Genomic DNA, 13788 nt, shown 5'->3' with positions numbered 1-13788 from the left:
ATGAGGGAGGGTCCGTCACACCCATCAAACAGGAGGAAGACCCAATGAAAGCGTTCAAATTCAAAAGCTTCGCGCTGGCGATGTCTGTCGCCGTGCTGCCCGGCTTTGCGATGGCCGAAATCGCGGCCGATATCCAGCACCCGCTGTGGTACAAGGCCCCGTCCGAAAAGACGATGGAACTTGCCAAGCTCGACAACCTCGAAGGCGTCGTCGTCTCGGACGGCCAGCGTGGCGAGCCGGGCTTTCCCGCAGCCGACCTGAAACTGACCGACGAGCAGATCGCCAAGGTCAAGGCCGGCGAATTCACCGTCGGCATCTCGATGGGCTGGCTGGGCGATGACTGGGCAAGCCAGCAGCTGATCGGCCTCAAGGAATCGTTCGAGAAGCTGGGCATCAAGGTCGTTGCCGAAACCAACGCCAACTGGGATGACGCCAAGCAGATCGCCGACCTCGAAGCCATTTCGGTGCTCAAGCCCGACCTGCTTGTCTCGATCCCGCTGAACGGCCAGACCACCGCTTCGGCCTACAAGAAGATCGCGGATGCCGGCACCAAGGTCGTTTTCATCGACCAGGCGGTCGATGGCATGGAGCCGGGCAAGGACTACGCCTCGATCATCTCGTCCGACAACCTCGCGCTGGGCATGTATCTGGCCGACGCGCTGGCGGAATCGCTGGGCGGCAAGGGTGACGTCGCGGCGATGTACTTCGCCAACGACTTCTACGTGACCAACCTGCGCTACGAAGGCTTCATCGCCCGCGTCATGGCAAAATATCCCGACATCAACGTGGTCGCCGCCGCCGGTCACAACGACCCGAACAAGGGGCAGGAAGTGGCACAGGGCGTTCTGGCCCGTTACCCCACGCTCAACGGCATGTATGCAAGCTGGTCGATCCCCGCGATGGGCGCCGTGACCGCTGCCAACGTGGCAGGCCGCACGCCGGGCGACTTCAAGATCGTGAACGAGAACTTCGACCAGATCGTTGCTCTCAACATGGCGCAGAACGGCTTCATCGCCGGCATCTCTTCGCAGCGTCCCTATGACCAGGGTGTTGCCGAAGCGACCGTCGGCGCCTTGGCGCTGATCGGCGAACAGACCCCGTCCTATGTCGTCGTGCCGCCGCTCAAGGTGACCCGCTCGACCCTGGCCGAAGGCTACAAGACGATCTACCGCGTCGATCTGCCCGCCGAAATGTCGGACGCGCTGTCGCAATAAGCGGCTTCGGGCGCGGCAAGCTCCCTGCCGCGCCCCTCTTTCCCCCCCTTGGCCCCGAGGTTCGCCATGCCCAATCACGACTTTCTGGAAATGACCGACATCCGGAAAAGCTTTGGCAACGTTCCGGTTCTGAAGCGGGTCCACTTCCATCTTCGGCGTGGCGAGGTCCATGCCCTGATGGGGGGCAACGGCGCGGGCAAGTCCACGCTGATGAAGATCTTGACCGGAGTGTACCAGAAAGACTCCGGCACCGTGCTGATCGAAGGCGAACCCGTCGACCTGCACGACACCTCCGCCGCCGAGCGTGCCGGAATCGCGATGATCTTTCAGGAATTCTCGCTGGTTCCCACCCTGACCGTGGCGCAGAACATCTGGCTCAAGCGCGAGCCGCGTGTCGCCGGAACCCCGTTCATCAACAACGCCGAAATGGTCCGCAGGTCGCGCCTCTTGTTGCAGGAACTGGGCGTCGATATCGACCCCGAAACACTGGTCGGCAACCTCAGCGTCGGCCTGATGCAGATCGTGGAAATCGCCAAGGCGCTGTCGAAGAAAGCGCGGATCCTTGTGATGGACGAGCCGACCTCGTCCCTGTCCGAGGCCGAGACCGAGGCGCTGTTCGAACTGGTCGCCAAACTCAAGGCCAGCGGGATCACCATCGTCTACATCTCGCACCGCATGGCCGAAATCCTGACCATCTGCGACCGCGTCACCGTGATGCGCGACGGCGAGACGGTCATGACCGAAGACTGCGCCGGCCTGACCGTGGAACAGATCGTCGAGGCGATGCTTGGTGCAGGCAATGCGGCATCCTTCGAATGGCACGACCGCGGCGACCGGCTTGACGCCGACCCCATCCTGCAAGTGCGCAACCTGCGCCTTGCCACCCGCATCAACGATGTCAGCTTCGATATCCGCCCCGGCGAGATCGTCGGCCTTGCCGGGCTGATGGGATCGGGCCGGACCGAGATTGCCGACACCATCTTCGGACGCCGCGCGCCGCTGTCCGGCGAGGTGGTCTTTGACGGCAAACCCGTGCGCGGCCAATCCGATGCCATCGACCGCGGCATCGCGCTGGTGCCCGAGGACCGCCGCAAGATGGGCCTCGTGCTGGACCATTCGGTGCGCGACAACATCTTGCTGCCGAACCTGTCGCGGTTCACGCGCCATTTCTTCGTGCGCGATGCCGAAGGCTTGCAAACCGTCAACCGCACCATCCGCGACCTGTCGATCAAGACCGACGGGCCGGAAAAGCTGGCGCGGCTTCTGTCGGGCGGAAACCAGCAGAAAATCGTTCTGGGCAAGTGGCTTGCCCGTGGCCCGCGCCTTCTGATCCTTGATGAGCCGACCATCGGCGTGGACATCGGGGCCAAGTCGGAAATCGTGGAAACCGTCCGCCGCATGGCCGATGCGGGGATGGCTGTTCTGGTGATCTCGTCCGAACTCGAAGAACTCATGGCGATCAGCGACCGCATCCTTGTGCTGCATGGCGGCCGCATCTCGCAGGAATTGAACCGCCGCAACGTGGCGTCTGAGGAGGAACTCCATCATGCAATCCAAGGCCACCGTGCCCAGCAGACCGATGCTGTCCATGCCTGATATCCAGTGGCAGAACTACGTCGTCTACATCTTCTTCATCATCGTGCTGGCCTTCTTCGGCTTCACCATCGGCGACAGCGGATTTCTGAGCGTCACCAACCTGTTCAACATCGCCCGCACCACGGCGATGATCACGGTGATCGCCGTCGCCATGACCTTCGTCATCTCGGCGGGCGAGCTTGACCTTTCGGTCGGTTCGACCACGGCACTGGCCGCACTCGTCTGCGCGCTGGTGATGCAGGCGGGCTTTCCCTGGCCCGTGGCGGTTCTGGCCGCCATCGCGTCGGGGTTGGTGGTCGGCGTCCTGAACGGCTTTTTCGTGACGGTCATCGGTATTCCGTCCTTCCTCGTCACCCTCGGGATGATGCAGTTCATCCGCGGCGTCGACATGCGCGTGACCTATACAAATCCGATCTCGATCTCGAACCAGAGTTTCAATGGCCTGTTCGGGTCGGGCTATGTTTTCGGCGTGCCGTCGCTGCTGATCTGGTCGGTGGTCATCGCGGTTCTGGGCCATGTCGTGCTGAAATACACGGGCTTCGGCCGCGAGATCCTTGCAACGGGTGGCAACCGTCAGGCTGCGGAATATTCGGGCGTCAAGACGCGGCGGGTGAAGTTTTATGCCTTCCTTCTGTCGGGCGCCGCCGCGGCTTTGGCGGGGATGCTCTATTCCGGCATGATGCAGACCGCGCGCTTCAATTTCGGCGAAGGAGCCGAGCTGATGGCGATTGCCGCCGTCATCCTTGGCGGGACCAGCCTGTTCGGTGGCAAGGGGACGATCCTTGGCACCTTCGCCGGGTCGCTGCTGATCGGCACGATCAACAACGGGCTGATCATCATGGGGCTCGACGTGTCCGAGCAGATGATGATCTCGGGCGCGATCATCATCGTGGCCGTGGCCTTCGGCAAGAAACCGGGCGCGGCCTGAGGGGGCGTAGAAGCGGGGGTTTCACACCCCCGCACCCCCGTGGGATATTTGGGCGAGTATGAAAGCGGGGCCAGCCTATCGCTGCCGATGGAAAAGGGCGGGAAGAACCCCGCCCTTTCGTCGTTGTGAACCGCGGGCCTATTCGGTCAGTCGCGCCGCCTTTGCCTGTTCAATCAGCACCGCGTTCAGGCGGTGGCGGAAGCTGTCGGGCATCTGCCAGTCGGGATGGTTGCCCGCAAACACATCGAAAAAGCCGATGGCAGTGGCGGAGTCTTGCGTGACATTCTCTTTGAACGTCCACCACTGGCGCAGGCTGAAGAATTCGGGTGCCAGCGTGGTTTCGGCGTTGAACTCCTGCTCGATCACGGCGGCGCGGACGTTCAGGCAGAACAGCGTAAGGGCAAAGCCCTCGGGCCAGAAATATTCGGGCTGCGTCGTGTCGGCCTGCGGGGGCAGCGGACCCGCCTGCAAGGGCATCTCGCGCAGAAGATCGCGCAGCATCAGGCCCGAGACGAAATCGAAATAGGCGCGCCGTGCCGAGGCGTCCTTGGGTTTTTGCGCGTCGACCTCTCGCAGCCAGTTGACGAAGATCTGTGCAAGTTTGCGGTCATCGACAGCAAAGCTCAGCCCCGTTTCGGCACGCAGGTCGTCAAGCTGGCGGTCCAGCGCCTGCCTGAACCAGCGCAGGCGGCGGATGGCATCGCGCAGCGGTTCCGCGGTTTCGGGCAGGTGGATGTCGATACGGTCAGACATGGTTGCGGAATTCGTCGAACAGGGCGGCAAGCAGCGCGGGATCTTCGCCCGCAGCGGCAAGATCGGCACGCAGGGCAAGGGTGATGTCAACGGCAGCGGGCAACAGCGCGCGGAAGCCGGCGGCATCGGAAAGCATCGACAGAAGCACGGCAAAGGTCGCGATGCGCGCAGCCTCGGCCGCCGGAAGGGCAAAGGTTTCGGGCCAGATCGCCTCGCGCAGGCAATGCGTGGCGATAAGGCCAAGGAACAGCGCGGCCGCAGTCGCGGTATCCTCCTGTCCGCTGCCCGCCCCTGTCACCGCCTGCCATGCCCGGCGTGCCGCCATCTCGCTGACCAGTGCGCTTTCCGCGCCCAGATGCGCCAAAGCCGCGCGCAGCCCGTCATGGGCGGCGGTGGCAAAGCGGGCCTCGGCTTCGGCGTCCTCGGGGCGGGACAAGGTCGGGGGGGCTTCGTCCCGGTCAAGCAGGGCATGGGCAAGCGCGGTCACGCCGCGTTCCGCGCCCTGGCCCACCTTCAGCACGGCGTCGAGCGCGGCATCGGCCACACGCGCCGCCGGATCGGGCAGCACATCAAGCGGGAGAGCGCTTTTCAGCGTCTTGCCGCCGCGTTCGGCCACGAAGCGCAGGCTACGGGCCATGTCTTTCAGCGGGGCCGGATCAAGACGCGGAAGGGTATGGCGCAGGGTCATGGCAATGTCCTTGTTCGGGGCCGAGTCTAGCACCAAGATGTGCGTCGAAACAGATGCGCGGGGTGGAAAAGAAAACACCCCGGACGGGCCGGGGTGGTGTTCTGTCACGGTCTGAGGTGTCGCCCGATCAGGGCAGCGACCGCCTCGGGGTCTTCCATATGCGGCACGTGGCCCACCCCCCGCATCAGGTGCAACGCCACCTCTCCGGGGGCGGCAAGCGCCTGTTTCCACGGAAGGATATGGTCGTCACGGCCCCAGACCATCAGCGTTGGCGCCGTCACGCGTGACAGGGCCGCCGTCAGGTCAAAGGCTTGCACCCCGTCGGGGAACAGGCTTTCGGCCAATTCCTGCTGCGCTGACCGGAGCGCAGGGTCCAGCCGCGACAGCATCGCCGCCTTGGCAAAGTCGTGGCTGATGCCTTCGGGGCGCGCGGTCAGGCGTTTCAGCCACGGGGCAAGGCTGTCGGCCGTGCTGGCCCGCGCGATTCCGTTCAGTGCCGCGCCGTCGATTTCGGGGCCAAGACCCGCAGGCGCGATCAGCGACAGCGTCTTGATCTGGCGCGGGCGGATGTCGGCCAACGCCAGCGACAGCGCACCCCCCAGCGAATGGCCCAGCAGGTGGACCGGCCCTTCCGCGATGCGGTCAAAGGTCTGCACCAGCGCCTTGGCCAGATCGGCAAAGCCCGCGATCCTGCGCAATGGCGAGCGGCCATGCGACGGCAGGTCGATGCGGATCAGCGGCAGGTCGCGTGGCAGGGCGCGCTCAAGAGGGGTCCACCCCGCCGAGTCGGCGGCAAAGCCATGCACCATGACCAGCGGCACACCGTTTCCTTTGCGCGTGGTGACATGCAGGTCACCCGCTTGCGGCGTCCAGTCCATGACATAGGCGGGCGCGGCCGGTGCAGGTGCCGGAACAGGTGCAGGTGCTGCCACGGGCGTCTTGCGGCGCTCGATTTCCGCCTCGACATCGCTGCGCTGGATGCGGCCCTTGGGTCCGGTTCCGGCAAGGGCGGCAAGCTCGATGCCACCTTCGCGGGCCAGTCGGCGGGCGACGGGCGTGGCGCGGGGGGCTTCATCCGCCGCCCCGGCCAAGGGCAAAGCGGCGGCTTCCACCGCTTCGGGTTCGGCGGCGGGCTTGGCCGCGTCAGGCTCGGCCAAAGCAGGCGGCGCGGCCACAGGGGCGGGGCCTATCGCTTCACCCTCGGCATAGATATAGGCCACGGGGCTGCCCACGGGCACATCGACGCCCGGATTGGCAAGGATGTGGCGCAAGATGCCGGAAGCGGGGGCTTCCACTTCCATCGCGGCCTTGTCGGTTTCGATGTCGAAAAGGGCCGCGCCCTTCTTCACCGCCTCGCCTTCGGCCACATGCCAGACGGCGAGTTTCCCCGACGCCATGTCCATGTCGACCTTGGGCATGATGACTTCGGTTGGCATCTCAGACCTGCCCCCGCGCCAGTTTGCGGGCCACATCCTCGATTCCGGCGGCTTGCGGCACGGCAGCGCGTTCAAGATCGGGGTTGTAGGGAATCGGCGCTTCCGCCCCGCCAAGGCGCTGGATCGGCGCGTCGAGATAGTCGAAGGCATCGCTTTCCGCGATCAGCGCGCTGATTTCGGCCCCGACGCCCAGCGTGCGGACCCCTTCATAGACGCAAAGCAGTTTGCCGGTTTTCTTGACCGAGGCGATGATCGTCTCGCGGTCGATCGGCCGGACCGAGCGCAGGTCGATCACCTCGGCCTCGATCCCCTCTTTCGCCAGCTTCGCCGCCGCTTCAAGCGCGCGATGCACCATGATGGCCGAGGCGACGATGGTCACATCCTTGCCTTGCCGCACCACGGCGGCCTTGCCGATGGGGGTGGTATAATAGCCTTCCGGCACCTCGCCCTTCATCTTGTAAAGCAGCTTGTGTTCAAACACGATCACCGGATCGGGGTCGGCCAGCGCTGCCAGAAGCAGCCCTTTGGCATCGGCAGGGGTCGAGGGTTGGACGACCTTCAGCCCCGGAACATGGCCGAACCACGCCTCGAACGACTGGCTGTGCTGCGCCGCCGCCCCCGTGCCCGAACCCGAAGGCATCCGGAACACGACCGGCACCGCAGCCTCGCCGCCCAGCATGTAGCGCAGCTTGGCGGCCTGATTGACGATCTGCTCCATCGCCAGCGCGGCAAAGTCGGAAAACTGGAATTCGTAGATGGGTTTCAGCCCCGTCAGCGCCGCACCGACGGCGACACCGGCACCGCCAAGCTCGGAAATGGGCGTGTCCATCACGCGGTCCTTGCCGAAACGTTCGACAAGATCGCCGGTGACCTGGAACGCGCCGCCATAGGTGCCGATATCCTCGCCCATCAGGATGACGGTCGGGTCACGTTCCAGCGCAATCGCCATCGCGTCGCGGATCGCTTCGGCATAGCTCATCTCGCGGGTCTTGGTTTCCGGCTGGGAGATATGGGTCTGGGCGTTCATGCCGCTTCCTCCGCATGGACGAATTTGGTGACATCGGTGATGGCCGGCGCAGGCCCCGCCTTGGCGAATTCGATGCCGGCTGCGACCGCATCTTTGGCGGCGGTCTCGATGGCGTCGGCCCCCGCCTCGTCGATGATGCCGTGGGCGACCAGTTCGGCGCGGAAGCGCTGGATCGGGTCGCGGCTCATCCAATCCTCGATCTCGTCCTTGGTCCGATAGCGGTTGCGGTCTGATTTCGAGTGTCCGCGCCAGCGGTAGGTCAGGTTTTCCACCAGTGACGGCCCCTCGCCCGCACGGGCGCGGGCAATGGCGATGTGCAGCGCCTCGGCCACGGCGGAAAAGTCGTTGCCGTCCACGGTGACGCCGGGCATGGCATAGGCGGCGGCGCGGTCGGAAATGTTCGGCACGGCGGTCGCATAGGCTGCGGCCGTCGACATGCCGTATTTGTTGTTCTCGCACACGAAGATGACGGGCAGCTTCCAGATCGAGGCCATGTTCAGCGCCTCGTGGAAGGCACCTTCGTTATTGGCCCCGTCGCCAAAGAAGCAAAGCGTAACGTCATCGCGGCCCAGCCGCTTGGCGGTCAACCCGGCGCCCACGGCGATGGGAAGGCCACCGCCGACGATGCCATTGGCCCCGAGGTTGCCGGTTTTCACATCGGCGATGTGCATCGACCCGCCGCGCCCGTGGCAATAGCCGGTTTCCTTGCCGAAGAATTCCGCGAACATCCGGCCCACATCCGCGCCCTTGGCGATGCAATGGCCGTGGCCACGGTGGGTCGAGGTGATCTTGTCGGCGTCCGTCAGTTCCATGCACGAGGCAACGGCGCTGGCTTCCTGCCCGATGGACAGGTGCATGGTGCCGTGGATCAGGCCGCGCATATAGCTTTCTTCGGCCCCCTCCTCGAACAGGCGGATAAGGTGCATCTTGCGCAGCGCCTCTTTCAGCTGTTCAGGCGAAAAGGCGCGGATGGCGAAGGGCAGGTTCTCTTGCGTGTCGCGCGCCATGGTCACACCCGCTCCAGCCCGTAGACCAGTTCGTCCTGCCGGGCGCGAAGCGCGGCGATCTTGCTGCCCTCGGCCGGTTTGGCGTTGGCATAGGTGATCAGCTCGCCCTTGCGGATCGGCGCGGTGACGGTGCCGCCTGCCAGCAAGCCGCAGGGGATAGCCCCGTCCTTGCGGGCAACGGCGGTTTCCATGACCCATGCGCGGTAGCAGAATTCGCCGATCTGGTCCAAACGCTCGCCCACGGCCATGTCCTTCTTGGCCACGGCGCAGACCTCGGCCACGGGCTTGGCCAGCGGGACCATGTCGGCCTTGCCGTAAAGCACCACACGGGCGCAGGTCAGCGGCACCTCTAGGCTGGTCAGGTGATAGGGGCGGTGAAAGGTGAAGTAGGGGCCTTTGCCCATCTTCAGGTCTTCCATCCGTTCCCAGATGCGCGGGTGGTCCATTTCGGCGACGACAAAGACACCGGGGGCCACGCCCTTGCCGATCGAATAATCGACCACGCCCACGCGGTTCAGCACACCGCCGTCGGCCTTCGGCACCAGCACCTTGTTCAGCTCGTCCAGCGTGGCGGCAGGCCCGTGCATCCCCGCGACATCGGGCACAAGGCCGGTCGCGTTGGCAATCGCGGCCATTTCCACCATCGTTTTCGAGCCGTCGACGAATTCGACCAGCATCCGCACGTTCATGTGGCGGCGGATCGCTTCTTCCTGATAGGCGGGCGGGGTTGCGTCGATGTTGAGCGGGTTGTTCTTGCCCTTGCCTGCGGCCACGATCCGGTGGCCCATCGCGCTGACGAATTCGATCAGTTCCATGCAGGACGAAGGCTCGTCCCCCGCGCCAAGCGAATAGGTCACGCCCAGTCGGTCGGCTTCCGATTTCAGATAGGCCCCGATCGTCACATCGGCTTCCACGTTCATCATCACCAGATGCTTGCCGTGTTCCATCGCCCGCAGGCCGATTTCCGCACCCACGGCGGGAATGCCCGTGGCGTCGATCACCACATCGATCAGGCCCGAATTCAGGATGGCATTGGCGTCACTGGTGACGGCGACCTTGCCCGCCTCGATGGCGGCGTTGACGCTGTCGGTGTTGCTGGCTTCGCGCGAATGGCCCTTTTCGCGGAACGCGATGTCGACGGCCTTCTGCGCGTTCACGGGGTTGAGTTCGGAAATCGCGCCGATCTCGATGCCTTCCATATGGGCAACGCGGGCGACGATATCGGTCCCCATCTCGCCCGAGCCGATCAGGCCGATGCGGATCGGGCGGCCGGTTTCGGCGCGGGCGCGCAGGTCACGGGCAAGTCCGGTGGGGGCTACGTTGATCGGCATCGTTGGAATCTCCTCTCATCCAAGGGCGATGGGCCGAAAGACTCAGGGCAAGCGGCGCCAGCGTGTTGAGGGTAATTTGCGGTGGATATGATCTTTTGTCAATTACAAATTAAAAATGTTCAGGTCGAATGTTGGCATGCGAAGCAGGCCACGGCGACCGGCGGGCAGGCGAATGCAGCCCGCGGGCGGGTGTGGGGCGCCAGCCGGATCGTTGCATCAGTCTTCGAGCAAAAGCCCCGCCGTCACCTCGTCGGTGATCAGCACGGTCGGCTTGATCAAGGTCATGGCCCCGCGCAGAGCGGCGATCTTGTCCGCCCCGCCCGAGGCGAGGATCCGTTCAGGCGCGCGGCAAAGCGTGGGCAGCGGCGCGCTCATCACGCGGGCATTGATCGGGTGGTCCACCACGCGGCCCCGCGCGTCGAAGAAGTTGTAAAGCATGTTGCCCACCGCCCCCGCGCGCAGCAATTCGTCGTGGACCGAGGGCGGATAGGGTTCGGTCGTCACCGTCGGCCGCAGCGGAGACATGCCGCCGACCGAAAGCAGAACCGCGTCGAGCGTTTCCGAACGGGCGAGCGACTCGCCCACGCCGCAATGGTCGATCAGGCGGCGCTTGGTATCTGCATCGTCCACGATGGCCGGCGCCGCGACCAGATAGCAGCGCGCCTTGAACAGCCGCGAGAAGGCCCAGGCGAACTCGGCGGGGTTGTAATGTTCAACCGCCGAAAGCCCGCCCAGCAGCGACACGACGGTATCGGCCTGCCCGCCTTCGAGAAAGTCGAGCGAGCTGTGCAGCGTACGGCCCCAGCCGACGCCGATGCGCGTTGCGGGTTGCATCATGCCGCCAAGGAATGCCCCCGTCGCGGCACCGATGGCGACGGTCGGGTCTGCCTTGGGGTTGGACAGGGGGGCCACGATGGCCTCGCGCAGGCCGAAGCGGCGCTCGAGGCTGACTTCGAGGCGGGGCAAATCCGCGATCTCGCGCGAAAGCGAGATGGACACCTCGTGCATCGCCTTGGCATCGGCCAGCAGCCGCGTGACCGTGACGCGCCCGATGCCAAGCTGTTCGGCAATCGCGCCCTGCGTCATGTCTTCGGCGTAATACATCCACGCCACCCGCAGGCGCAGCCGGGCCGAGCGGCGGCGGCTGGCTTCGGCTTCGGCAACGGGGGGCGGATTGGTCAGGTTCATGCGCGCACCCGCTGCGGCACGGGGGCGACAAGCGACCCGATCTCTGCCCGCACTTCGGGACGGTCGCGGCCCGACAGGGCAATCAGCGTCCGGCGCTGGATCAGATCGTCCAGCGCGCCGACCTTTTCCGTTCTCGCGATGTGCAGCAGTTCCTCGGCCGCGTAATCGGGCAGGGTGGACAGCATCGTCTCGCCCTTGCCGCCAAGCGTTGCGACATAGGCATCTGCCCGCGTGCCATAGCGCGACAGCAGGGTTTCGGCGCGGTCGGTCGTGATGCGGCCAAGGCGGGCAATGCTTTGGACAAGGCGCGTGCGACCCGCCGCATCACGGGGAAACCCGCGCCCCCCGCCGATGGGCATTCCCGCCGTCGAAATTCGGCGCGGCTTGCCAAGATCGGCCAGCACGCGGTCAGCCGCCATTTCGGAAAATGCGCGGAACGTCGTCCACTTCCCGCCGATCAGGCAATGCACCGGCGCCCCGCTGTGCGGTAGGGCCAGTGTGGCGATGGAATGGTCGCGGGTCACCAGCCCGATATCGCCATCGGCGCGCGGCAGGGGGCGGACGCCCGAGAAGCGAAAGGCGATCTGGTCGGGCGTCACTGGAATGTCGGGGAACACGCTGGCCACGGCGGCGCAGAGATAGGCTTCCTCGGCCGCGCTGCATGCGGCGGTATCGGGGTCGGGCTGGGGAATGTCGGTCGATCCGACCATCACCTTGCCGTCAAACGGATAGACAAGGTTCACCCGCCCGTCCGGCGTGCCGAAATAGATCATCCGCCCGCCAAGCGCGCGCAGCAGATCGGGGTTGTCCACGATCAGATGCGACCCGCGGCTTCCCCCCATAAGCCGGCTTTCGATGCCGAGCGCCGCGTTGACGCGGTCGATCCACGCCCCCCCCGCATTGACGATCACCGGCGCGCGGGCGGCGACGGTCTCGCCCGATTGCCGCCGATAGAAAAGCGTGCCCCGCTCTGCTCCGGTCAGGTCGACATGGGTTTCGCAACGCGCATCGGGGTTCGCGGCTTCGGCGTCGATGACCAGTTCAAGGCCAAGCCGTTCCGCATGGGTAATCTGGCCCTCGTAATAGATGCCCGCGCCTGTAATCGCGGGGGCAAGGTCGGGCAGCATGCGCCGCAGGGCTTTGCCGCGCAGCATCCGGTGGCGCGGCATCGACCGAAGCGCACGTCCGTATATGTCGTAAAGCTGAAGCCCGAGCGCGGTGATCACATAGCCACGGTCGTTGATACGCGCCTTGATCCCGAAGAACCGCGCGATCGACCCCGCAATCCCGCCCCATGTCGAGCTAAGCGGCACCACGCATTCCAGCGGGTGAACATAATGCGGCGCGGTCGCAAGCAGCATGTTCCGTTCGGTCAGCGACTCGCGCACCAGCCGGAATTCCCCCGTCTCGAGGTATTTCAGCCCGCCATGCATCAGCCGCGACGAGGCTGCCGACGCGCCTTGGCAAATGTCGCCCCGCTCGAGCAGCAGCACCCGCAACCCCTGCAAGGCCAGCTCGCGAAACGTGCCGCAGCCGTTGATGCCCGCGCCAAGGATGATGGCGTCGTATTCGGCAGTCTCAGCCATTGCAGACGGCAACTTTCATGGCGGCCCCGCTTTCGGCCACGGCAAAGGCCTGTTCGATATCGGTCAGGCCGAAACGATGGGTGACCATGTCCGACAGGTCAATGCGGCCATCGGCGATCATATGCAGCGTGACCTCGTAATCGTGCCGTGTCAGGCCGAAAGCACCCGTCAGCTGCAATTCGTCATAGTGGATCGCGTTCACGTCAAGCGTTCCCGTCTCGCCCTTGGAAAATCCGGCGAACAGGCTGACACGCCCGCCCTTGGCGGCAAGACCCACGGCCTGCGACGCAAGGGCGGGGATGCCGATGGCGCAGATCACCACGTCTGCGCCCTGCCCGCGCGTCTCGTTCCTGATGGCGGCGCGCAGGTCGCCCGTCGTCGGGTCAAGCACGACATCCGCTCCGGCCTGCAAAGCTGCCGCGCGCCGCGCGGCGTTGGGTTCGGATACGATCACGCGCGCCGCGCCGCGCAGGCGGGCCAGCTTCACATGCAGCGTCCCGATGGGCCCGGCGCCAAGGATGGCAACCGTGTCGCCCTGGCTCAGCCCCACCTTGTTTTGGCCGTTCAGCACGCAGGCAAGGGGCTCGATCAGCGCCGCCGCCTCGTATCCGACATGGTCGGGCAGGACATGCACATTGCCGAGTTCGACCGCACGGGCGGGAATGCGGATGTATTCCGCGAAAGCCCCGTCGATTTCGTAGCCGATGGCTTGCAGGTCGGGGCAAAGGTTCTCAAGCCCGCGCAGGCATTGCGAGCAATGGCCACAAGGAATTGCGGGGCAGACGCCGACACGCTGGCCGACACTGAACGGCGAAGGGCCGTCCGTGGCGACGATCTCGCCGGAAAATTCGTGGCCGATGGTCGAAGGATAGCGGATTCCGGCGGTCTTGCGGCCGCGGAACACGCGGATATCGGTGCCGCAGACGGTGGCCGCAGCGACGCGCAGGACCAGATCGCCGCGTCCGGTCACGGGGTCGGCCACCGTGGCAAGGCGCATCTGATTCGGTGCGTGAAGAATTGCTGCTTTCATCTCG

The 13788-nt window shown here is 65.2% G+C and carries 12 protein-coding genes; 3 read left to right on the top strand and 9 right to left on the bottom strand.

What is annotated here, in order from left to right; genetic code table 11:
* Window positions 1-44 precede the first annotated feature (44 nt).
* From H7F16_RS18950 to H7F16_RS18940, 3 genes are all read left to right on the top strand, one after another.
* Window positions 45-1214 carry a substrate-binding domain-containing protein gene (locus tag H7F16_RS18950; RefSeq protein WP_185799218.1) on the top strand — a complete coding sequence of 390 codons (1170 nt, stop codon included), beginning with the start codon at window positions 45-47 and terminating at the stop codon, window positions 1212-1214.
* Between the two features lie 66 nt (window positions 1215-1280).
* On the top strand, window positions 1281-2810 hold the full coding sequence (locus H7F16_RS18945) for a sugar ABC transporter ATP-binding protein (RefSeq protein WP_185799217.1): 1530 nt from the start codon (window positions 1281-1283) through the stop codon (window positions 2808-2810).
* Entirely contained in the window at window positions 2803-3738 is a 936-nt protein-coding gene (locus H7F16_RS18940; protein ID WP_241741534.1) for an ABC transporter permease, read from the top strand. The genes H7F16_RS18945 and H7F16_RS18940 overlap by 8 nt, the downstream gene beginning before the upstream one ends.
* 138 nt (window positions 3739-3876) lie before the next feature.
* Here H7F16_RS18940 and H7F16_RS18935 read toward each other — a convergent pair whose 3' ends face one another.
* The 9 genes from H7F16_RS18935 to H7F16_RS18895 all read right to left on the bottom strand — a co-directional run bounded on the left by H7F16_RS18935 (window position 3877) and on the right by H7F16_RS18895 (window position 13784).
* Window positions 3877-4491 carry a hypothetical protein gene (locus H7F16_RS18935; RefSeq protein WP_185799215.1) on the bottom strand — a complete coding sequence of 205 codons (615 nt, stop codon included), beginning with the start codon at window positions 4489-4491 and terminating at the stop codon, window positions 3877-3879.
* Window positions 4484-5179, bottom strand: coding sequence for a hypothetical protein (locus H7F16_RS18930; protein WP_185799214.1), 696 nt, complete (start codon window positions 5177-5179; stop codon window positions 4484-4486). The genes H7F16_RS18935 and H7F16_RS18930 overlap by 8 nt, the downstream gene beginning before the upstream one ends.
* A 104-nt stretch (window positions 5180-5283) precedes the next feature.
* Window positions 5284-6615 carry an acetoin dehydrogenase dihydrolipoyllysine-residue acetyltransferase subunit gene (locus tag H7F16_RS18925; RefSeq protein WP_185799213.1) on the bottom strand — a complete coding sequence of 444 codons (1332 nt, stop codon included), beginning with the start codon at window positions 6613-6615 and terminating at the stop codon, window positions 5284-5286.
* A gap of 1 nt (window position 6616) precedes the next feature.
* Window positions 6617-7642, bottom strand: a complete 1026-nt coding sequence (locus H7F16_RS18920; protein ID WP_185799212.1) for an alpha-ketoacid dehydrogenase subunit beta — start codon at window positions 7640-7642, stop codon at window positions 6617-6619.
* Window positions 7639-8649 (bottom strand): thiamine pyrophosphate-dependent dehydrogenase E1 component subunit alpha, encoded by a 1011-nt coding sequence (locus tag H7F16_RS18915; protein WP_185799211.1) that lies wholly within the window; start codon window positions 8647-8649, stop codon window positions 7639-7641. Before H7F16_RS18915 ends, H7F16_RS18920 begins: the two co-directional genes overlap by 4 nt.
* Window positions 8650-8651: 2 nt before the next feature.
* Window positions 8652-9980: an NAD(P)H-dependent oxidoreductase gene (locus H7F16_RS18910; RefSeq protein WP_185799210.1), complete on the bottom strand. Its 1329-nt coding sequence runs from the start codon at window positions 9978-9980 to the stop codon at window positions 8652-8654.
* Window positions 9981-10196: 216 nt separating this feature from the next.
* The gene (locus tag H7F16_RS18905; RefSeq protein WP_185799209.1) at window positions 10197-11168 is read right to left on the bottom strand and encodes a sugar-binding transcriptional regulator; all 972 of its coding nucleotides are present in this window, start codon (window positions 11166-11168) and stop codon (window positions 10197-10199) included.
* Window positions 11165-12754, bottom strand: a complete 1590-nt coding sequence (locus tag H7F16_RS18900) for a glycerol-3-phosphate dehydrogenase/oxidase (RefSeq protein ID WP_185799208.1) — start codon at window positions 12752-12754, stop codon at window positions 11165-11167. The genes H7F16_RS18905 and H7F16_RS18900 overlap by 4 nt, the downstream gene beginning before the upstream one ends.
* Window positions 12747-13784, bottom strand: a complete 1038-nt coding sequence (locus tag H7F16_RS18895) for a zinc-dependent dehydrogenase (RefSeq protein ID WP_185799207.1) — start codon at window positions 13782-13784, stop codon at window positions 12747-12749. The genes H7F16_RS18900 and H7F16_RS18895 overlap by 8 nt, the downstream gene beginning before the upstream one ends.
* Window positions 13785-13788 lie beyond the last annotated feature (4 nt).

The organism is Paragemmobacter straminiformis (genome assembly GCF_014243445.1).
Taxonomy (GTDB): domain Bacteria; phylum Pseudomonadota; class Alphaproteobacteria; order Rhodobacterales; family Rhodobacteraceae; genus Paragemmobacter; species Paragemmobacter straminiformis.
The sequence above is the reverse complement of the archived record's forward strand: the minus strand, read 5'-3'. Positions and strand labels throughout refer to the sequence as shown.